Raw genomic sequence first — 20,804 nt, forward strand, 5'->3', positions numbered from 1 at the left:
CACTCTAACTGTCTGGGTTACTCCAATGCCTGCGCAGCCTTCAGTGTTTGTCTGCCCGCATTTTTCAACCAAAAGGCGTGAAGCAATGCAATTTGTTGGTGATAAAAATGAGATTTTTAATTCAGAGCTACCAAAAACTGACAAATACCCAGCGCTCAAGGTGTCAGAGTTTCAGTCTCTGTTCCATTTCCTTAGCAATGAGACAGAACCGGGCATTTTGCACCAAGCAACGGTATCGCGCATAAAGGTGCACCGAGAGCTAAAGGACACCATTGAACCTTTTGCTCACTTGAACGAATTGTCGCAAGCACGGTTTGAAGATGAAGATTCAGGCGAGACTCTCTACAAGCAGGCCGTGTTTGCGCTTACTGCTAGTGAATTGATTGGCATCCAACTCAGCAGTGACACCACTGCCGAAGCTGCCGACAGACAACAAGCACTCACCGATAAAAAGCAGCACTGCGAAGTGCAATATCGCCAAGCGGTTGACCTACTGATTAACGGTGAAGAAACCTACTGTTTTGAGGTTGTGTAATGGAATCACTACAAAGTTTAACCGAGCTATTTAAGAAGCATGTCACCGACGCCAAAAACTTAACGGTTTGGGCAGAGAACGGAGTGATGTTCTCCTCTCAAGCTGAACAAGTCGATGGGTTTACCGTCGACTACACCGCGGTGGTTGACATGCAAGATGTTGCGATTCGGCCGAAAGCACTCTTCATGCACTTGGTGAGCTGGTTGAACAAATATGACCCAGAGCGACCAAGCAAAGGACTGCCTTTCCCTACCTTTGCCACCCAATTGCTCGACGACGGTAAGTGCGACATCCGCCTTAAGATTGATTTGAGTGAGGAGTTTTCACTAGAAGAGGATGTGCAAGGTGACTGGCTGCAAAACGACATTCGTTATCGATGTGTGAGTGACTTTGAGCAAATTGCTGATTTAGAGGAGCTCGGTGAGCTGGTTCACCTCATCGGTCATCAGGATGATTTGCCATGCTAACACTTCAAACCCCAGAGCAACTCACTCAGATTGTTGAAAGCCTGGTCCTCACCGCAACAGAAAAATTTGAGTTAAACAAAAAAATGGCGAATCACGCACGCCAGTTTTTCCGCAGTCAAATCCGTTCACAGCGTGATATTGAGAACAACCCATATCAAGCGCGAACCAGCCGCAAAGTCACTGTGGTATCGCGTGGTAAACACGGCAAACATGGCGAAAAACATAGACGCTTACACGCGACATTGAACACCGTGAACAACAAAAACATGTTGTATGGCTTTATTCGCGGTTTGCGAACAGAGGTTTCAGAAGAAAACTTTGCGGTCGGGTTAAAAGGCATTGCAGGCAAGGTAGGCCGAGAGCACAACGAAGGTTCAAAAATCACCTTCTCAACTCGAGTAAATGGTTTTTTCAATAATAAAACGGGTCGTTGGGAAGGTGGCCTTCTCACCAAGCGAAACTATGAAATGCCACAACGTGCCTTTATCGGCTGGACACCAAAGCTAGAGCGCGAACTCATGGCGATGGCAGCAGAACACTTTGCACTACAGGATGCAGCGTAATGAAAAAAACTGAACAACCCACATTCAAAATTAAACCCGCTAAAGCTCTGGTCGTTCGAGACCCAGAGACACGCGATCCTCTAAAAGCCGCAGGTGAAATCAAACCTCGCAATGCTTATTGGTTACGCCGCCTTAGCGACAAAAGCGTGGTGGAAGTCCAAACCACTACTAAAGCCACAGCCAATAAGGAGCAGAACTAATGGGAATTGGCTTTAAAGAGGTACCAAGCACAGCACGAGTGCCCGGTGTCTATATCGAAATTGACAACAGCCTGGCCAACAGCGCCGAAGACCTGCAATGCATTCTTGCTATTGGTAATGCGGTGGCTGAAGCAAAGGTTGCCCCAAACACAGTCACGCTATGTATGGATGAAACCATCGCGGCTGATAAATTCAGCAAAGATGCAAGCCAATCAGACATTGTTGAGATGATTGAGTACTTCCGTAAGCAAGATGAAACCATGCCTATTTTCGCGATTAGTGTCGAAAATGGTGACATTGCAAGCGCACTTGCTGCACTGGGGGATGTTCAATATCACCACATTATGTGCTCACTCAATGATGAAACTACCGTTCGTGAGCTTGGGCTGTTCCTTGAAAAGCGTTATGAAGCATTAGAGCAAATCCCTGGTCTTGCTTACATCCCGAAAAAAGGCACTCATGCGGAGCTCATTACCTACGGTGCTGGCAGTAACTGCCCGTTGATCAGCTTCTTGCCTATCAACAACTTTGGTGACACAGAAGACAAAGCCTTATCTGATGCAAAAGCGATCGGGGCATGGGTTGGACAAATCGCGCCTTCACTGGCGATAGACCCATGTCGCCCACTGCAAACACTCAAGCTAAACGGCGTTTATAGCCTTGCAGAACGTGAATGGGATTGGGCAGAGCGTAACCTGTTCCTCTATGAAGGGCTAAGTACCTATACCGTCAATTCTGCCAAGGAAGTATTGGTTGAGCGCCCAGTCACGGCATACACCGAAAATGGGGCTGGCATGGCAGATAACAGCTACCTAGACGTAATGACGCCGGCGACAGCCATGTACTACCGCCAAAAGCAACGCTCTCTTATCACGAGTGTGTACCCTCGTCATAAGGTCGCCAAAGACGGCACCAAGTTTGCGCCTGGTCAGCCCATTGTTACGCCGACTATGTTCAAAAGCCAGCTTCTCTCACTCTACCGAGATCTGGAATTAGCAGGCATCGTGCAAGACTTTGACGGCTATAAAGCCTCACTGATTGTCGAGCTCGATGACAACAACAAACAACGCGTCAACTATCAAGACTCACCACAGTTCGTGAATGGCTTGATTATTGTTGCGGGTAAAATTCAGTTCAGGAAGTAAATTATGGCAACAAAAATTACTAGCCGTGCCGTCATTAATGCTGGCTCATTAGGGCGCTTACCCATCAAAGAAGGCGCAGAGATTGGCTTTGGTAACCTTAAGCGTGAGCCTCAGGTAGGTGACGATGGCGTTCTCGGCTACTCAGAGTCTTATGAAGACGCTCCATCAATTAAGTGCACCATCATTCACGCCAAAGATACCGATGAAAAAACCATCGCAGAGTTTGTGGATGAAACGATCACCGTTGAAACTGACAGTGGCAAGGTCTACACCTTAAAAGAAGCATGGACCGTTGAAACCCTGACTTTGAACACCAAAGACGGGCAGCTAGAAGTGCTCTTTAATGGTGTTGAGATGATTCCACAATAAGGAGTGATCCAATGCTAGCCATACTGATGAAGAGAAGCGCTCAACACGCAGCCCCCCAAGCAGTAACGTTAGCAGCAAGCACAGTGGCAAGTAACATATCTCGCCCTAGCTTTGCTGATAAACCGTGGGAAGATGTCCAGCAAATTCTAAAGCAGGATGTCTCTTACCTACGCACGTTGTCCGGCTCAAAAGAGAAAGACCCATTTAAACAAACGTTGATCGAGAAGTACCGCCCACTTATCCAAAAGTTACTTCAAACCCATAAGGGGAATTACGGCAACCTCGATGTGATGTGGCATTGGTTTCTATGGCATGTTGATTTAGGCAAACTCGAAACCATTCACGATGAATTCAGGCTCGCGATTGATGGGGGGTTAGATACCCCTTCAAGCTGGAAGATGGACGGACAAACCGCTTTCTTAGGCTATGTTTTCAAATACTCGCACGAAGCCTATAAAGCCAACAAAGGCTTTAACCATGAGTACCTAACTGGTGCCGTTCTTGACCTTCAAAAAGGCGAGCTGGCAACCAACGTTCCACTCAAAGTGAAAATCTTCCGCTTGGTCGGTGATTGGCACTACGAAGATGGCAACCGTAAAGAAGCTCATGACCTGTTTGAGTTAGTGATGAAACTAGACCCAAACAAAGGCGGCTGTAAAGGCAAACTAAAAGAACTGAAGCAGGAGTTAGGCTATGACCAACCCGATTAAAGATAAAGGCACAAGCAAGATTGCAGTGCTTGCTATTCCAATTGAGAAAGTGGTGAGCGGAGAGACGGTTAAAATCACTAAGGTTGAGCTGCAAAAACCACACTCTGGTCACCTTCGTGGGGTTAACCTCAATGATATTTGCCAGGCAGATTTTGATGCAGGTAAGCAAGTCATTCCTCGAATTTCCGAGCTTGATGAACGCGACATGCTAAACCTCGACCCTGCGAACTGGGCGCCGCTACTTACAACACTCGCGACTTTTTTCGTCAGTACGGAGCGTTAGTAGAAGACGTTCCGCATGTAGAGCCTCTCTATGCAGACTTGGCAATGGCGTTTCGATGGCAGCCTAGCGAAATAGACAAACTGACTTTTGACGAGCTACTGCATTTTCGGGAGCTAGCAATAGAACGATACCAACAGGAGAGCACATAGCTCTCCTTTTTTGTAAGGACTGATTATGAAAATGAGCCTCTCTGTCGTCATGGGAGTGATCGACAAAGCCACAGCACCACTCAAAAAAATGAGTGAAGAGACTAACCGTTACGGCGAAGAAATGAAAAAGGTAGAAAAAGCCCAAGCGGAAGACTCAACCTCAATGGGTATGATTGATACCTACAACAAATCGCTCAACGCGCTTAGAAAGAACAATATTGCTGTCGCGGCCGCCAGTGAAAAGCTTGATGAATTGAAGCGAGCGGCAAAAGCAGCTCAAACCCCAAACGCTTCCCTAACAGAGAAAATTGCCAAACAGCAGGATAAGCTCAGCAAACTAACTGGTGAGCAAAGTGATTACAGAAACGATCTCAAGAAACTCGGTAGGCAGCTAAAGAAAAACGGCATCAATACCAAGCAACTTGATAACGAGTATGACCGGCTTAACCAGAGTTATAAGAACCACGGCAAAGAAATAACCAAGCTGCAAAAGAAATACGTTGGCCTTCAAAAGGTGATGAAGATTCCGCGGGGCATCAACAAGGCTCTCAAAATGCCAACGGTTGAAGGGGTAAAAAACGGAGCGCTTGCCACTACTGGTGTATTGGGTTCGATGGCCGGCTTCGGGATTATTATCAATGACACTGCAAATGAACTTGATGAGCTGCAACGTGCTGCGGACGACATCAACATGCCAGTGGCAGAACTTCAGGCTATGCGCTTGCAAGCAACTCAATCGGGTGCTGAAGCAGAAGATATGGACGCAGCAATTAAAGAAATGGCATTGCGTTGGGGAGAGATGAAAACCTTCCAATCTGGCGCGATGAATGACTACTTTAAAGATACGGGCAACCATCAAGCCTATGAAGACCTGATGAACGCTAAAGATGCTGGTGAAGCCTATCAAGTGTTATTGCGTGAAATCGCCAAGGAAACCGACACAGCCAAACAGAACTTCATGGCTGATGAGTTCTTTGGTGGTGACAGTGAAAAGATGCTTAACGTCCTTCGTGGTGGTGTGGAAGGCTACCGACAAGCCAAGCAGCTACTTAATGATACAGGTGGTCCTGTGGAGCCAGAATCCACCAAGAACGCCCAAGCATTTAGCGAGTCACTAGGCAAACTAAGCGCGATCGTAAACTCACTGAAAATCAGTGCTCTTACTCCTATCATGGCTGAGCTTTCATTCATCATGGAAGATCTAGCTCTGAACATGAAAGATATGGATTGGCGGGAAGAGAAAATTGCAGAACTCAGAGAAATAGTGAAAAGCGCGTTCAATGCATTTCGCACACTTGGCAGTGGCGTTCTTTGGCTGAGTGATAATATGTCCACTGTGATTGGTGTTCTTGCAGGGGTAAAACTTGCACTCATTGGCGTTAATGCCGTCGCTCTCGCTAACCCTTTTGGTCAAATCATCATTGCTATTGGTGCTGTGATTGCTATCGCTGGCTATTTGATTGATAAGCTTGGTGGCATTTCCGCGATAGTTAGCAAGATGAAAGCGTATTTCTCAGAGAACTCCATCTTTGAAATTCTATTCGACATCTCACCACTGGGTATTTTTATCAATGGCATTGATATGCTTTTGGAAAAGTTTGGGGGCTTTAGCGACATAGTCGAGAAAATCAAAAGTACCTGGAATAGCTTTTGGGGTGAGGACGAAGAAGTAAAAGAGGATCCAGATAAAGCCACCCATCAAAAAACGCAAGCCCAAGGTTACCAGCTAGCACAGCCTTCAACCTACCAGTCATATAATCCTTATGTGATAGACACCAAAGTAACAGGTACGGAAAAGGTCAAAGCTCAAGCCAAACAGATGAAAGAGCTTCAAAACCGCAATGTAGAGCTTGGTGTTACAACTACGGATATTACCAACACGCAGATTAACAAAGAGCAAGTTGAACGCTCTATCACTGAGAAAAATGACACGGCAAACTCAGTGACGAATGAACAGCACCAACAGTCCTATGTTGTCGATCACCAAGTGAATGGTCAGGAAAAAATCAAAGCCCAAGCCAAGCAGATGAAAGAGCTTCAAAACCGTAATATTGAGCTTGGCCTAAACACCAATGAGGTCACTAGCCAAACAAAGAAAAGTTATGAGGAGCAATACTACTCAGCCATTTACCAAGGTGATGAGCCACCAACCATTCAGCCCTACAATCCATACATTATCGAAACTCAAATAAACGGCGCGGACCAAGTACAGGCTCAAGCAAAACTGATGAAGGAGATGCAAAACCGCAATATTGAGCTAGGTATCACTACCAATGAAACCGTCAATCAATCGGTGAGCTCACAAAAGCAAGATGTTTGGGATACCTCCACTGACTACGTGTCTAGCGATAGCAGTCAAATCAACAAGCAATCAAGACAAAACGAGAAGTACCAACCTTTGGGCCATTCAAGCTTGAGTGGTGGTTACCAACCTCTCACAGCCCAAACCGTAAACAACAAGTCAGAGATCGATTTAAGAATACAGTCGGACAAACCTGTTGTGGTGGAAAAAGCCAAAGTAGATAAAGGAATAGACCTCAACTTAGATGTTGGGGATATGAGTTGGAGTTACTGAGTAAAACATCTGAGCCCTCTCGGGCTCAGTGGTCTCAACGCAACTTGCAACAAAGTTAGGAGAGCTTATTACTCTACCAAAATCCTTACTGTATTTTTTATTCGTACATTTAGATATACGTTAAGGTATACCTCAATGGTAAGTAGTTGATATGATGTCTACTAAAAGGAAAAAGCCGACATAAAAATATTAACTACGAATCAAACAAAACCATGTTGGTACACCTATAGTACACCTCAAACTCTCGGAGCCCTTTAAAAACAATGGCAATCAAGCCCACTATTTATAAATTTCGTATCGCTATCTCTGATATGAACAACGACTACTACGATTCGAAAAACCTGACGATCGCTCTTCACCCTTCAGAGAAACCGCAGCGAATGCTAGCGCGCATTTTTGCTTTCTGCCTAAATGCACAGGACGAACTTGAGTTCACCAAGGGCCTTTCTACAACAGAAGAACCCGATCTATGGCATGTGGAAGACGACCAATCCATTACCCACTGGATTGAGATTGGAGAGCCGGAGCCAGACCGCATAAAAAAAGCGACTCGCCTTGCAAAGCATGTGAAGGTTTATGCCTACAACACAAAAGCGTCGGTATGGTGGGATAAGATGGCTGGTAAGTTTGGTATGCTCCCTGTGGATGTAGCAAGCCTAGATTACGACGCGATTGACCTGATCGCACAACATCTTGATCGTGGTACTAGTCTGTCTGTGATGATTACTGGCACCTCTATTTTTGTTGATATCAACGAGCAACATATCGAAGTAACAGTAAAGGAATTGCAGACGAATGACGCCTCTTAATGAATTTATTGAAGAGATAGGCGTCAAGAATATTCCCTTTGTATGTCAGCATAAAGCAGCTAGACGACGTTGGACAAAAGAACAAGCGCCCCTGTTCATAAAAGTATGTGAAAACAAGCCTGATACGGCACCTGCGCTGCATCTACTTGGATTGTTGACTAAATCTCACATAGAAGCGAGTGCACTGTATGAACAGCATTCAACGTCAGCGCATCACATGCAACAAGTTCTAAATGACACGCTAGGTGAAGAGCACGCGGAGAAGTTCACTAATCAGTCAGCCGAGGACTTAGTATTGGTGACACACTTGTGGCTATACACCCAAGGTTACCTAAATATGGATTTTAGCCTCGCTCACGATCACGCGGAGCAAACCCAGAATACTTTGCAACATGAGCTCGTGATAAAACGAATGGATTTAGATGCCTTTCGTACTGATTTGATGCAAAGCTTCTACATGGGTAAAGAAGCGAACCCAGCAAAAAAACAAGGGCTGTTTAGTTGGGTTAAGCGCTTATTTTCCTCATAAAAAACATGGTTTTGTCAAAACCAAACACCTGATAGACTACGCCCTCACATGCAACGACTTCCTTCGCTGAAATAAGTTCGTTGCATGACACTCAAGGACACTCATCCACTGAACATCAAGGGATCATTATGAAGTTTATCCGTTGGATTTTGGGAAAAATCATTCTACTTCTCAACGCAGTATTCTCACCTCGCGGCGTAAAGCGCTCAACAGAAGAACAGAAAAGTGTTGATGACAAAGCGAAAAACTACGCACTGTACCAATTTGAAGCTTGTCCTTTCTGCGTAAAAGTTCGTCGCGCGATGAAGCGTCAATCAGTGAATATTGAAGTACGTGATGCGAAAAACGACCCAGCACACCGTGAAGCACTAGAACAAGGTGGCGGTCGAGTGAAAGTACCTTGCCTTCGCATTGAAAAAGAGGGTGAAACACAGTGGTTATACGAGTCGTCAGACATCGTGGCGTACATCGAAAAAGAATTTGCCTAAGTTCCCCCTAGAACAAAGGCAAAAGAGGCACCTAGTCAGTGCCTCTTTTTATTGATTGACGATCAACATGAGTTCTACGCGTCGATTGCAGGCTTTTCCTATAGAGCTACTGTTGCTGCACTTAGGAACCAATTCACCAAAACCTCTAGAAAACAAACGCTGTCGAGGAATCATTGTAAGCAGCTGACTTTCGACTTCTTTCGCTCTTCTTTCGGATAACCCCTCGTTGTATGACTCTGCGCCAGAGCTATCTGCATGCCCATCAATCACAACATCGACATCAGGACGACTTGACAGGTACTGGCCTAAATTTTGAATCCAACTTTGAGAGTTCGCTGATAAGCGAGAGGAATCAAACTGAAAGTTTATTTTTTCTTTCAAGCGTATCATGACATTCTCACCAGCTAGCACCTCATGCGCAATCTGATTGCGATCAAGGTACATCTCTAGGGAAGTCACGCCTTGAGGCTTTTTTTCATCGTACTTCACCACTGTAACGTGCTGTTTAGCAGAAACATAAGGTATCGTGCTATAACCCCACTCTGGATGCCTTAACTGCTCATTTGATCTTGGTGCAACATCTAGCATGTTTCCCGGAATCATCTCCGAGTCAAGACTACTGCACCCACTTAAAATGCCGCAAATGACCAAATACCAATACTTCATACGAATCCCAATACAGTAGTTACTTATGATGTTTATCGGCGGGCTTGAACTAAGCTTTAGCCGAATAGAACCATAACTTTATGTTGCTTGTGCAAAAGTGAAGCACAATCTATGCCATCTCGCTTAGTTTTGAAGCACTTTAAAACTCTTAGTGTAACAATCTATTTAAACGGTTTTCGTATGGCGCTTTAGCCTATAAACTAAGGTATAACCACTTAATTTAGAGCCACTTTATGCTTAAACCTATTCTTAAAGGGATCCTTTTAGCTGCAGCAGTTATTGGACTTTCTGCTTGTGATAACGGCAACAATCAGCCACAACAAGGCAAACAATATGATGTGTTGCCAGTTTCTCTCGCTGAGTACAACCTTGCTCCTCTAACAGAAGCATTCTCACTTACCTGCGGTCACTGTCGAACAATGGAAACTTTTGTTCCTCAAATTGAATCGCTCACTGAACAATCTGTAGAAAAAATGCACGTGACATTTAATGAGAGCGCGCAAGTTAGTGCAATCATCTTCTACACGGCGGTAATGCAGCTTGACGGCACACCAGATAAAGCATTTATGGAAGATTTATTTGCGGCTGTTCAAATGGGAGCAGATGCAACCGCAGAACAGCGCCAAACAGCAGTTGAAAAGGCATTTGAATCTCGTAATTTGATTAGCCCATACCAACTGGATGAAGCTCAGCAAACTCGACTATTTGAATACATTAACAAAGCAGAAGAAATCACTACCCGTGGTCAAATTAACTCGGTACCCGCTTTCATTGTGAATGGTAAATACCAAGTTATTACTGGTGGCCATGAAACTGTTGAAGCTATGGCTGACACTATTAACTATCTGCTAAAACAACCAAAGTAAGACAAGGAGCCACTGTGTCTAAATTTCTGTTTCCTATTATTATCTTCATTCTTGCCGGTTTCTTTATCTATCGTACATGGACAAACCACAAGGTCGCAGATGAAAACTTCGCTAAAGGTCAAGAGTTCCTACTAGAGAACGGCAAAAAAGAAGGTGTGATTACCACTGAGAGTGGCCTTCAGTATCTAGTCCTAGAGGCAGGAACAGGGGATGTTCACCCAACTGCAAATAGCAAAGTAAAAGTGCACTACCACGGCACTCTTATTGATGGAACTGTATTTGACAGCTCTGTAAATCGCGGCGAGCCAATTTCTTTTGGTCTTAACCAAGTAATCAAAGGTTGGCAAGAAGGCCTTCAACATATGGTTGTTGGTGAAAAAATCCGCCTATTCGTGCCAAGCACTCTAGGTTACGGGAAAAGTGGCTCAGGCCCTATCCCTCCAGCAAGCGTACTTATTTTTGACGTAGAGCTACTAGATATCCAGTAATGCGTGACACGCTTTAAATCTTTAAAGGCCTTATCGCTCAACGACAAGGCCTTTTAATTACTCCGCTATATCCGCTCTAAAGCCCACTCTCGCGGTAAACCTTACTCCATCGTCTTCTAGCTCAAAGTGCCAATTCATTCGCTCACAGATACGCTGCACAATCACTAAGCCACACCCATATCCAGCGTTGTATGTTTCATTGCCATCGTGACGATTTGTCACAACTAACTCTGTACTATCTAGCTCGATCTCGATGTCACCCACACTGTAGCTGAACGCGTTCTTAATCAGATTATTAATCACAATGGTGACAAAGCTTTCCGGAGCATGTGCTACACCACTGGCGCTCTCTTTTAGCTGATACTCCGCACCTTGTTTAGCAAAAAGAGGGGCTAGCTCTTCCAACTGTCTATTAAGGCATGAGAGCAACTCATGGTCGCCGTAGTGTTGTGGCTCAATTTTCTCTTTGCCTAGTAAAAGGAACGCCTCTGTCAGCACTCGCATTTCTTCACCAGCTGACTGCATTCGTGTTATTGCTTTCTGTGCCACCCGTGGCTGCTCTGGCACCCGACTGAGAATATCAGCAGAACCTTTGATTACCATGATTGGGGTACGCAACTCATGCGATGCAAAACGGCTGAACTCCTGCTCACGGCGAAAATAACCCGCGATTTCATTCTTACTGTCCAGTAGTGTCTGTTCTATATGGCGTGTTTCGCTAAAGTTGGTATCCACTTCAAACATTGGTTGATCTGGCGGCATATAAGCAATTTTATCTTCAATCTTAGTCAGTGGGCGAGACAGAATACGCACCATATAAACGCCATATCCCACCATGATTATTGAAAACACCCCGCCTAACAGGAAGGTAAATTGATGTAACGAGCTTTCGTATTCATCAAGATAATCATCGGAGTCATCTTGAAAAACAATGTACATCACCCCTTTTCCTGAAGGGTGGTCAAACACCACAAAGTGCTTGTCTTCATCGCCTAGCAAATACTCATAAAATCCAGGGAACTTAAACGATAATAACCAACTTGGTGTGGGAGCTTCACTCCAATAGGTATCAAACTCCATTACATTAGGTAGCGGTGCATCCCAGCCCATTTTTTGGTAATTGTCTTTGTAGAGTTCAACTTCAGTATCAAGCCAGTGGTGTAGACTCAATACTTCAAGCTTATTTTCAGCAACGTAAATCAATGACCAAAACAATGTAAACATTGCAAAGGTCATTAAGCCAAAGCCCCAACGGATTTTACGATATATGCTCGGATATTCTTTATGCTTTGAGTCGGTAGCCTTGTCCATGAATTGTCTCTAATCTGGAATCATCAAAACCTTTATCAAGTGCCGTTCTCAAACCGTAAATATGGCTTCTTAATGCATCACTACCAGGCGGCTCATCACCCCATACGTTATCAATAACTTCTGAACGCGATACCGCGGCAGGGGCACGCTTGAGCAGTAATTTAAGAATGGTAGTTTGGATACGACTCAGTTTAATGTGTTTGCCCATTCGGGTGACTTCATCAGTCCTCACATCCAGCGCTATGTCCGCAAATTTTAGAGTGCCGATATCTTGCCTAGGCCCTCTATTAGCCAATGCATGAACTCTTAAGCTCAGCTCTTGCATGGCAAAAGGCTTCATCAAATAGTCATCGCCACCCGCATTAAATGCTGCCACTTTATCGTCTAAGGTATCTTTCGCAGTTAAGAATAGAATGGGTGTACCGCACAAGAATTCATGACGAAGTTTCTCGACCGTACTGATGCCATCAAGCTTCGGCATCATGATGTCCATAATGATGACATCGTAATGATTATCTCGGATTAGATTTAGCGCCGCCTCTCCATGGTATGCGCAATCAATAGTCATTCCCTCGAGTTCCAAATAATCAGCAATGGTCTCTGAGCCATTGTGATTATCGTCGACAATTAAAATTTTCATAGGGCTCACGTTTCTTCACGATCACTTCACAATACGCGCCATAAGATACAACCAAATTCATAAAGAAGCTTTCAAAAATAGGTCCAAATAATGAAAAAATTAGCGCTTGTAGCAGCAGTGGGGTTGGTATTATCAGGTTGTGGCGGTTCTGGAGACAGCAGTAACTCTTCTACCCAGCCTACTGCAAAACCGAGTACCGTTATCGGTACGGTAGAGTCTGTGAACAGTGAAAACGATTCAATCACCGTAAATGGTTACACTTACCGCGTATCAGAAGTGATGTATGGCGGGAAGCAAACCAACCTGGCTTCGATTAAGCCTAATATGATGGTACAAGTCGGTTCTGGCAAAGAAAAATCCTCTAACGCACCCGTTATTGTCACACTAGAGCCAACCATGACGGGTCACATTCAGATCATTGATAAAACCACTGGCAAGTTCACCATTAACGGTTTTGAGCTTGTCTATCCAGATCTTAATAAGTCAGATATCGAAAGTGGTGACTGGGTAATGGTTTCTTCTCTACCCGCAGCGAACGACCAATATAAAGTTCTTTCAGTAGTGAAATTTGAATCCGATTTTTCTGAAAAAGATGAAATCGAAGGTCGAATTTCAAGCATTGATCTCAATAAGAAAGAGTTCAAACTTGGCGCAAATGTCACGGTCGCTTATGACCGCATTGCAGACCTACAAGTAGGTCAATGGGTGGAAGCGGAAGGTTCTTTCAATGGAAATGTCTTCGATGCTTCTTATGTAGAGATTGAAAACTACAACCAATTAGCTGGTGATAATGATGTTGAAGGTATCGTTACTTGGGTAAACCAAGACCAGAGTGCATTTGAACTGAACTACCGTGGTACGTTTGTAATTGATAGCAAAACCTGCTTCCAAAGTGATGATGACGCACTTTGTAATCCGTCGTTGATTTCAAACTTGGCAGTAGGCGCTGAGGTTGAAGTCACTTCTGTATTGGGAACCGCAAACACACCTGTTGCAACTCACGTAGAGTTTGAGAAACCAGACTGGGCAGACGATAACGATGATGACTGGAACGTTAATGAGTTTGAATGTTCTGGCTGGGTATCCAACTACAAAGTAAACGGTGTGGATAAAGCAACTTTCGATATCGACCACTGTTGGAATGACCTAAACCAAACCATAGATAACTCAAGCGTGGTCGTAAATGGCAAAACAATGTATGAAGATGGTCTGTCATTTTCAAACATCGCCAATAAACACGTAGAAGTGGAAGGTACTATCATCAACAACACTAATGTTGCACTTGAGATTGAACCTTGGGAAGCCGAGGATTAAAAAGCCACTAAGCCCAAAAACACAACCAGAAGCACTGCGCCCGTGGTGCTTCTCCCTCTTACTCGTATCAACTTTTCTTTTCAATCTTTAATACAGATACGTATGACCAAATGAGGGAATAATAATGCGTAAAATGACACTGCCTTTAATTATGTTTTTCGGCGCTTTTGCTTCAGCAAGCAGCTTTGCTGCAACAGATAACAATGACACGTCCGAGAGAATAGAGTCTTTTGAATGTACAGGCTTAGTAAACAGCTACGATGCCAGCTCCCGAACTTTTGTCCTTGCCTGTCAAAATGACCACGGACCAGAATTCCAGACCAAAACCGTGCTGATTGATACCAACACTCAACTTGATGGTATTCAGGAAGCCAACTTAGATGGTGCAACCATTGAGGTCGATGGCGTTGTGATGAATGATCATAATATCGCAAGAGAAATTGACCTCGCCAACGACTAGTCTTCTGAAATGACAAAAGAAACCGCTTCAAAACACCACCAAGAAGGTCATCTCGGATTAATCTCAGAACGATATGAATAGGCTGGGTGAATATCGGTTTAAAATAAACAAAAAAGAGCGTCCATCTGGACGCTCTCTCATTCTTAATTCACGGCGCTTAAGCCGCTTCAGCCTGACCAATCCAATGATAATGGTGATTGGCTTTCTTACCGACTAAACCGAGTTCGCTTAGCTCTTCAAATACCTTATCGACTTCTTCAGCTGAGAGTCTGAAATGTTTCGCTACAGCCTTCTTGGTACACGTAATTTGGTGATTCTTAAGTGATTCACTCACCTGTTCTAATAGTGTTTTTGGCTCTTCTGGCTCTATTGAGTCGTTCGCTTCAGATTCATCCTCTTCTTTAATGTGAGGCAAATATCCCGCTGGTTCTGGTTCAATGTCTTTTATAGCTTCCAGAGTAACTCCATTATAACGTCTGAAATAATGGCGGAAACGTTGTTCCTCACCAATCAAGCCAACAAAGAACGCTGCAAAAAAATCCAACAAGATAGACAAGAACACAACTAAGCCCAACTGCGCTTGTGATGATGTCGTACCAAATGCTTTTGCCAAGCTGTCAATCAAACCAATCACTGAGCCTTGTGCGACTGGAGGCAAGCTATCACGCTCTGTAGCTAATCGTTGTTGCTCTTCACGCAGCTTATTGTTTTGCTCTTGAATGCGCGCAACACCTGTTGCGATACGTTCCATCTGAATATATTTCTCAGCAGCCAAATTATTCAATTCAATCTGCTGATCTATCGAAGCGATTTGACGGTTGTACGCGTCTACTTTTGCTTGCTCTACCGATATATGACTTTGCGCTGTATTAGTCGCACTGTTAATACCACCAATACTGCCTCCAATCGAAATAGCAGCAAGTACCAGATAAAAGACTAAAGCAGTCAGGGCGCCAGAAAAATTCCTATGTGCTCTACGCTCCCCATATTCATACCAAGCGTAGAACTTACCTGCTTCAAAGATAATTGCCAAACCGCCAAACAATGCTTGCATCATCGGGTTTTCATCAATAGACAAAAACAAGAGAAGAGAAAAAATGGTCGATGCTAAAATGGCTGCACCAGTGAACGCGTAAACACTCACCATCGCAAATCGACCTTTAGGATATCGATATCCGATTTGTTGTTCGTATTTCATTATCAGAAATTCTTATTTTTCCGCAGAGCCCTTATTTTTCGGGCGCTACGAGCGATATAAAGGTGCGAGAGAGTAACGTATCCTAAACGAAATTACTGTCATAATTCAGTAAACGAGAGCCAACCGAAGATTAGTTATTCACTTTGCACTATTTACCAACAAATTAAGGATAATGTGCAGCCACCCATTTAGGGAAATGTGTGCCATTTACAAGAAATAGAAACGCCTCAAAGAAGCGAGGCGTTTGCATAGAAAGGAAGTAAGAAGTAACTACTTAAAACAAACGTCAGCCCAACGCGCCAAACCTGCGGTTACGGAACCGAAGTAGTTGCCACTAACAACAGGAATATTTGGCAACACGGTTTGTACTGCTTCACGCAATATTGGCGAGCGTGCCGATCCCCCGGTCATGAAGATTGCATCTGGAGTTACCCCTGCGAGGTTTACTGCTTCTGCTACAAGCTCAGTCATTTTTGTTTTTGGAGACTCAATAGCGTCAATCATCTCATCACGTAACACATCAACTTCAATCAGCTCAGATAGCAAATTAATGCCAGCTCGATAGGATGGCTCTTCAGACAAAGCAACCTTTGCCTCTTCTGCTCGGCGGACAATGTTGTAACCTAGCGATTCATGGTAGACCTCCAATAAACGAGCAAGCTTTTGTGGCTCTTGCGCTTGTTTGTGGAGCAGTTTCAGCGCGGCTAGATTTTCACGCGAGTAGAAGTCATTTTGAGCTTCAACATTGTTAATCGCAATTGGGTTCCAGAACTGAGTCGTTGGCATGACAATTCCTGACTCCATCTTGCTTTCCATACCAAACGGGAACATCAGCTTTTTAAATGCCAACGCAATGTCTAGGTCATTTCCACCAATACGTTGCCCACTATGTGATAACAAGCTTGCTGTACGATCAGCCTTTCCGCGCCAAGATGGGCCCATTTGGATAAGTGAACAGTCTGTAGTACCCCCGCCAATATCGACCACTAATACAGTTTTGTCTTCGGTAAGCGTAGCTTCATATTCCAGACCAGCAGCAACCGGTTCAAACTGAAACTCAACATTCCGAAAACCAGCTCGTTGCGCCGCACGTAACAGGATATTTTCAGCTTGAATATTGGCAGCCTCTCCTCCACGACCGTGGAAGTTTATTGGACGACCAATCACAGCATCAGTAATTGACTGTTGTGCATCGTTCTCTGCCTGAGACTTAATGTTATCCATCATTGCACATACTAAGTCCTCAAAAAAACTGAGCTGTACGTCGCGTAAACCCGATGCGCCCAAAAATGATTTTGGCGATTTCACATAATAGATGTCTTGAGGATCTGCAAGATAGCGCTCTAATGCAGCTTGACCAAAAGCCATATCTTCAAGTTCAAGGTCTATGCTTTCTTCACGATTGAAGTTAATTGCACGACGTAACACCTGCTCCCCGACCTGATCAAAAGGCTTGATGTCTCGATGTCGGAAAAGGTGTTCAGAAACCGACTCACGAGTCGGTGCAGAAAGGGTGGAAGGAATGTAGGGATTCGCTCCCTCAAGCTTGAGCAACTTAGGCTCACCCTGTTCCATTTTCGCCACCGAACAGTTTGCGGTGCCGTAGTCAAAGCCGATATACATAAATCCTCCCACTGACGAAAAAGGTCGGCAATGCTACATCAATGCTTATACAAATGCTACAGGCGAATAGCTCCGCTTCCTGTCCACTCCCCTTTAATTCTCTGCAACTTCATCATTTATTTGGAAGGCTTACGCTTCATTGAGGGTAAACCAAACGCAAGCAAAAGCGCCAGAATGAGAAATACCGGGGATAGTTTTAGACCATCCCAAATAGAATAACGTTCTTGAAACAACCAAAAGATACCGACGGTCAGTAGGTAAGCAAAATAACTGCAAAACACCAGACTAATCGCGACAAAGCGTGTGCGATTAATAATTAAGACTCTTACAAGGAACTGGCTAAGAATACCTGCACAATGGACAGCAAGTTGCCAATTGATAATAAAAATAGCTAATGCAACAAAGCCTGAGGTAAGCAACGCATCATGTGTTGACAGGATAAAATAGCTACCAAAACGACTTATGATAACTGGGTAATCCCCTTCGTAGACCGTAGACCATGAAATCGCATTCGCGGCAGCAACAAAATTCGCAAAGTAGGCAATGGCATAAAACGACGTTTGAGAACTAAACGGTTGGACAACATTATGACAATAGCCGCGCCACTCTTCTATGTTGCTTGTTGGCCCAACCCAGCTTTTATCGCTCTTGGGCTCATGCTCAGCAAAGGCTGGTCCATTCCTAAACAGCAACCAAAAGATATAAAGTGCAAGTACGACTAGAAGTAGTGTTAGCATACCCCTCCCCCTCAGAAAACGTCACTTTTATTGCCAATAGCGTTGGGGTCGTAAACTGCACTTCCCTAAAAATTAAGAGTTAAGTTAACCTTAACGCCTGATTAAGCACTAATGATTATCTCTATTTATGAGGTGGAAAAATAACTACCGCCTCATATTTAGGTTTAGCACACATTGCTTAAGCACGCTTACCGAGAGAGGGAGACTTTACCGCTTAAGCGTCTAACTTATCTTCAAAAATACCAAGCTCACGGCCAAGCCATATGGCGCGAACAGTATGATCAATAAGCTCTTCTTCGCTGACGGGATGAATTAACACGGAGAAGTCACCACGATGCGCATCTAACCATGATACAAACTCATCGCTTACCGACTCCATGTGTAGTTCAAACATAGGCATTTTATGAGGACCTACAAGTCTGTTCACCAGCGGGAATACTCTAAGTACATCTTGTCTTTGCTCGCGGATGAGGTCACTCAGTTGCTGCGCTTTCTGTTCATGGATTAAAGGATAATAGATATGAGCGTGATACATCGTCTCTCCAACTGGTTGTTTGTTTTTAGGTAAATACCCCTAAGTGCATCGCTTAGCACCCAAGAAACATCGGTATAACATAACAAATAAAAAACGCCACCCGTAAATGATACAAGGTGGCGTTTTAGAGCAACTCGACTCAATTTTAAATATCTAAACGAACAAACCAACAATTGCTGCGTTCATCAGGTTTGCAAGAGTTGCAGCAAGTAGTACTTTCATGCCTAGCTTACCGATAACACCCGCTCTATCTGGGATCATGCTGCTTAGTGCACCACAAACCATTGCAACCGAGCCAATGTTAGCAAAGCCACATAAAGCAATGGTCATGATCGCTGTTGTACGATCGCTCAGTTCTACCCCACCCATACTTGCGAACGCAACGAACTCATTAAGGGCAATTTTCTGGCCCAAAAATGCCCCTGCACTCATGGCTTCGCCCCAAGGAACACCAATCAGCCAAGCAACAGGAGAGAATAGAACGCCAAGGATGACATCAACCGTTAAGCCATTAAACCCAAAGAACTCTCCTATCGCACCCAAGCCGCCATTTAACATCGCCATTAAGCCAATACATGAGATAATGACCGCACCCACAATTGCCGCAATAGAGGTGCCTGCGATCGCGCCCTTCGCTACCGCATCAATAAAGCTCGTCGGTTTTTCATTATCTGGCAGTTCTGGCACTTCATCGATCGTTTCTTCTGTTTCAGGGATGATCAACTTTGCGAACATCAATCCTGCAGGTGCAGACATAAAACACGCCATGATTAAGTAATTGAGATCAACACCCATGCCTGCAAGACCTGCCAGAATTGAGCCTGCAATAGACGACAAGCCACCCACCATAATAGCGAAGATCTGTGCTCGTGTTAGTACGCGATGGTATGGCTTCACCAGCAACGGAGCTTCTGTTTGACCTAATACAATGTTACCAGCGGCGTTCATTGACTCTGCACGAGATGTTCCCAGCACTCGCTGCAATCCACCACCAATGATTCGAACGAACCACTGCATGATGCCTAAGTAGTAAAGAAGGGAGGTCAGTGACGCTGTGAAAATGATTTGTGGAAGAACCTGTAGCGCCCAAATAAACCCTATACCATCAACGCTGAAGTTCACTAAGCTACCAAACGCAAACTTAATGCCTTCCGTGCCATAGCTAAACACCTTGCCGACTGCACTAGACACTGATAGCAATACATCTGCACCAATATCTGTTGCCAACACAAAGCCCGCAACAACCAAGATGATTCCAAACGCGCCAGAAACCGCACGCCAACTAATTTGTTTTCTGTTTTCTGAGCATAGGAAGCCCACACCGAGTAATACGGCGATACCAAGTAATGACTGAAGCATAATGTTTTATCCGTTGTGAGAATCTACGACTTTGATAACCTGACTTGCGTGCTGGTGAGCTAACTCGATGGTTTTTTCTACATCACCGCCTTCCTCTGGAATGGCATTCATTTCAAATGTAACGACGGTGTCGACAATATTCATTTCAGCAGCTTTAAATGCATGTTCAAACGCTCGCTGATAACACTCTAGAGGCATAAAGTTAAAACCAGATTCAGAGTATGATTCTGCTGTCGCCCCGGCCGTGATTGAAAACAACACTTTTTTGTTTTTTAACTGGCTTCCATTTGGACCAAAAGCAAATCCATAGGTAAATACTTGATCGATCCACTCTTTTAATACTGATGGAAACGTACTCCAGTAAAGTGGGAACTGAATAACAACCAGATCAGAACTAAGAAGACGTTGCTGCTCAGATTTTATATCTCCAGTAAAATCTGTGGCATTTGCAATCTGCCAACTCGTGTTCTGAGAGAAATGGGATAGGATTTCAGAGTTTGCGTAAGAACGGTCCAAATTTGGATGACCATTAATAACGAGTACGTTCATGGCGTTGCCCTATAATTATTAGTGCGCTCATTTTCCCACTGCCAGTAAGAACAAGGAAGAGCAAAGCACCTTTCTGTTGTATTGATAATTTTCGTGTTTATGGTAACGCCGTCGTGGCGAAATCTAGAGGACAAATGTCCCTCCCTTGACGAGAGAGCTCAAAAGTTCATACATAAACCCTGCAGATTAAAACGTATCCTCTGTGAAATTTCACAACACAATTTTATTACAATTTT

General features: G+C 44.3%; 26 protein-coding genes. 17 read left to right on the forward strand and 9 right to left on the reverse strand.

The features are described from left to right. The first annotated feature begins 85 nt into the window (after positions 1-85). The 13 genes from BSZ04_RS00840 (at position 86) to BSZ04_RS00900 (ending at position 8,822) form a co-directional block, all read left to right on the forward strand. Positions 86-535, forward strand: a complete 450-nt coding sequence (locus BSZ04_RS00840) for a head completion/stabilization protein (RefSeq protein WP_088879227.1) — start codon at positions 86-88, stop codon at positions 533-535. Beyond that, positions 535-1,002: a phage tail protein gene (locus BSZ04_RS00845; protein WP_088879228.1), complete on the forward strand. Its 468-nt coding sequence runs from the start codon at positions 535-537 to the stop codon at positions 1,000-1,002. The genes BSZ04_RS00840 and BSZ04_RS00845 overlap by 1 nt, the downstream gene beginning before the upstream one ends. Then, positions 996-1,565, forward strand: a complete 570-nt coding sequence (locus tag BSZ04_RS00850; RefSeq protein WP_088879229.1) for a virion morphogenesis protein — start codon at positions 996-998, stop codon at positions 1,563-1,565. The genes BSZ04_RS00845 and BSZ04_RS00850 overlap by 7 nt, the downstream gene beginning before the upstream one ends. After that, positions 1,565-1,765 (forward strand): DUF2635 domain-containing protein, encoded by a 201-nt coding sequence (locus tag BSZ04_RS00855; protein ID WP_088879230.1) that lies wholly within the window; start codon positions 1,565-1,567, stop codon positions 1,763-1,765. The genes BSZ04_RS00850 and BSZ04_RS00855 overlap by 1 nt, the downstream gene beginning before the upstream one ends. Continuing rightward, complete coding sequence (locus tag BSZ04_RS00860; RefSeq protein WP_088879231.1) at positions 1,765-2,910, forward strand: phage tail sheath subtilisin-like domain-containing protein; 1,146 nt, start codon at positions 1,765-1,767, stop codon at positions 2,908-2,910. The genes BSZ04_RS00855 and BSZ04_RS00860 overlap by 1 nt, the downstream gene beginning before the upstream one ends. A gap of 3 nt (positions 2,911-2,913) precedes the next feature. Further along, the gene (locus BSZ04_RS00865; protein WP_045419968.1) at positions 2,914-3,279 is read left to right on the forward strand and encodes a phage tail tube protein; all 366 of its coding nucleotides are present in this window, start codon (positions 2,914-2,916) and stop codon (positions 3,277-3,279) included. A gap of 11 nt (positions 3,280-3,290) precedes the next feature. Next, on the forward strand, positions 3,291-3,989 hold the full coding sequence (gene gpM / locus BSZ04_RS00870) for a phage terminase small subunit (protein WP_088879232.1): 699 nt from the start codon (positions 3,291-3,293) through the stop codon (positions 3,987-3,989). Continuing rightward, positions 3,973-4,272: a phage tail assembly protein gene (locus tag BSZ04_RS00875; protein WP_088879233.1), complete on the forward strand. Its 300-nt coding sequence runs from the start codon at positions 3,973-3,975 to the stop codon at positions 4,270-4,272. Before gpM ends, BSZ04_RS00875 begins: the two co-directional genes overlap by 17 nt. Before the next feature lie 44 nt (positions 4,273-4,316). Next, a complete protein-coding gene (locus tag BSZ04_RS00880; protein ID WP_082038263.1) occupies positions 4,317-4,421 on the forward strand; it encodes a GpE family phage tail protein in 105 nt (34 codons plus the stop codon). A 25-nt stretch (positions 4,422-4,446) separates the two neighbouring features. Then, positions 4,447-6,996 (forward strand): hypothetical protein, encoded by a 2,550-nt coding sequence (locus BSZ04_RS00885; protein ID WP_088879234.1) that lies wholly within the window; start codon positions 4,447-4,449, stop codon positions 6,994-6,996. A gap of 263 nt (positions 6,997-7,259) precedes the next feature. Next, a complete protein-coding gene (locus tag BSZ04_RS00890; protein ID WP_088879235.1) occupies positions 7,260-7,805 on the forward strand; it encodes a YaeQ family protein in 546 nt (181 codons plus the stop codon). Continuing rightward, a complete protein-coding gene (locus tag BSZ04_RS00895) occupies positions 7,792-8,334 on the forward strand; it encodes a hypothetical protein (RefSeq protein ID WP_071236501.1) in 543 nt (180 codons plus the stop codon). The genes BSZ04_RS00890 and BSZ04_RS00895 overlap by 14 nt, the downstream gene beginning before the upstream one ends. Positions 8,335-8,462: 128 nt before the next feature. Further along, complete coding sequence (locus BSZ04_RS00900) at positions 8,463-8,822, forward strand: glutaredoxin family protein (protein WP_071236500.1); 360 nt, start codon at positions 8,463-8,465, stop codon at positions 8,820-8,822. A gap of 48 nt (positions 8,823-8,870) precedes the next feature. Here BSZ04_RS00900 and BSZ04_RS00905 read toward each other — a convergent pair whose 3' ends face one another. Next, a complete protein-coding gene (locus BSZ04_RS00905) occupies positions 8,871-9,488 on the reverse strand; it encodes an OmpA family protein (protein WP_088879236.1) in 618 nt (205 codons plus the stop codon). 233 nt (positions 9,489-9,721) lie between these two features. Here BSZ04_RS00905 and BSZ04_RS00910 point away from each other — a divergent pair, with 233 nt between their 5' ends. Both BSZ04_RS00910 and BSZ04_RS00915 read left to right on the forward strand, forming a co-directional pair. After that, positions 9,722-10,354, forward strand: coding sequence for a thiol:disulfide interchange protein DsbA/DsbL (locus BSZ04_RS00910; protein WP_088879237.1), 633 nt, complete (start codon positions 9,722-9,724; stop codon positions 10,352-10,354). Positions 10,355-10,368: 14 nt separating this feature from the next. Further along, entirely contained in the window at positions 10,369-10,842 is a 474-nt protein-coding gene (locus tag BSZ04_RS00915) for a BamJ family beta-barrel-assembly machinery protein (RefSeq protein WP_088879238.1), read from the forward strand. Between the two features lie 57 nt (positions 10,843-10,899). On the opposite strand, the gene BSZ04_RS00920 is transcribed toward BSZ04_RS00915, so the two are convergent. Next, a complete protein-coding gene (locus tag BSZ04_RS00920; RefSeq protein ID WP_088879239.1) occupies positions 10,900-12,153 on the reverse strand; it encodes a sensor histidine kinase in 1,254 nt (417 codons plus the stop codon). Continuing rightward, entirely contained in the window at positions 12,125-12,793 is a 669-nt protein-coding gene (locus BSZ04_RS00925; RefSeq protein ID WP_088879240.1) for a response regulator transcription factor, read from the reverse strand. Before BSZ04_RS00925 ends, BSZ04_RS00920 begins: the two co-directional genes overlap by 29 nt. Positions 12,794-12,883: 90 nt before the next feature. Between BSZ04_RS00925 and BSZ04_RS00930 the strand changes: the two genes are divergently transcribed. Next, on the forward strand, positions 12,884-14,107 hold the full coding sequence (locus BSZ04_RS00930) for a DUF5666 domain-containing protein (protein WP_088879241.1): 1,224 nt from the start codon (positions 12,884-12,886) through the stop codon (positions 14,105-14,107). A 124-nt stretch (positions 14,108-14,231) separates the two neighbouring features. Next, entirely contained in the window at positions 14,232-14,567 is a 336-nt protein-coding gene (locus BSZ04_RS00935) for a hypothetical protein (RefSeq protein WP_088879242.1), read from the forward strand. A 157-nt stretch (positions 14,568-14,724) separates the two neighbouring features. On the opposite strand, the gene BSZ04_RS00940 is transcribed toward BSZ04_RS00935, so the two are convergent. The 6 genes from BSZ04_RS00940 to BSZ04_RS00965 all read right to left on the reverse strand — a co-directional run bounded on the left by BSZ04_RS00940 (position 14,725) and on the right by BSZ04_RS00965 (position 20,568). After that, positions 14,725-15,765 (reverse strand): Preprotein translocase subunit SecY, encoded by a 1,041-nt coding sequence (locus BSZ04_RS00940; RefSeq protein WP_071234365.1) that lies wholly within the window; start codon positions 15,763-15,765, stop codon positions 14,725-14,727. Positions 15,766-16,035: 270 nt separating this feature from the next. Then, on the reverse strand, positions 16,036-17,388 hold the full coding sequence (gene yegD / locus BSZ04_RS00945) for a molecular chaperone (RefSeq protein WP_088879243.1): 1,353 nt from the start codon (positions 17,386-17,388) through the stop codon (positions 16,036-16,038). 116 nt (positions 17,389-17,504) lie between these two features. Continuing rightward, complete coding sequence (locus tag BSZ04_RS00950) at positions 17,505-18,125, reverse strand: hypothetical protein (RefSeq protein WP_038886420.1); 621 nt, start codon at positions 18,123-18,125, stop codon at positions 17,505-17,507. Positions 18,126-18,339: 214 nt separating this feature from the next. Next, positions 18,340-18,660: a DOPA 4,5-dioxygenase family protein gene (locus BSZ04_RS00955; protein ID WP_010452236.1), complete on the reverse strand. Its 321-nt coding sequence runs from the start codon at positions 18,658-18,660 to the stop codon at positions 18,340-18,342. Positions 18,661-18,813: 153 nt separating this feature from the next. Beyond that, positions 18,814-20,019 carry a NupC/NupG family nucleoside CNT transporter gene (locus tag BSZ04_RS00960; protein ID WP_038886423.1) on the reverse strand — a complete coding sequence of 402 codons (1,206 nt, stop codon included), beginning with the start codon at positions 20,017-20,019 and terminating at the stop codon, positions 18,814-18,816. A 6-nt stretch (positions 20,020-20,025) separates the two neighbouring features. After that, positions 20,026-20,568, reverse strand: a complete 543-nt coding sequence (locus BSZ04_RS00965; RefSeq protein ID WP_010452238.1) for an NAD(P)H-dependent oxidoreductase — start codon at positions 20,566-20,568, stop codon at positions 20,026-20,028. Between the last annotated feature and the right edge of the window lie 236 nt (positions 20,569-20,804).

Origin of the sequence: Vibrio rotiferianus, assembly GCF_002214395.1 — a bacterium.
GTDB classification, from domain to species: Bacteria; Pseudomonadota; Gammaproteobacteria; order Enterobacterales; family Vibrionaceae; genus Vibrio; species Vibrio rotiferianus.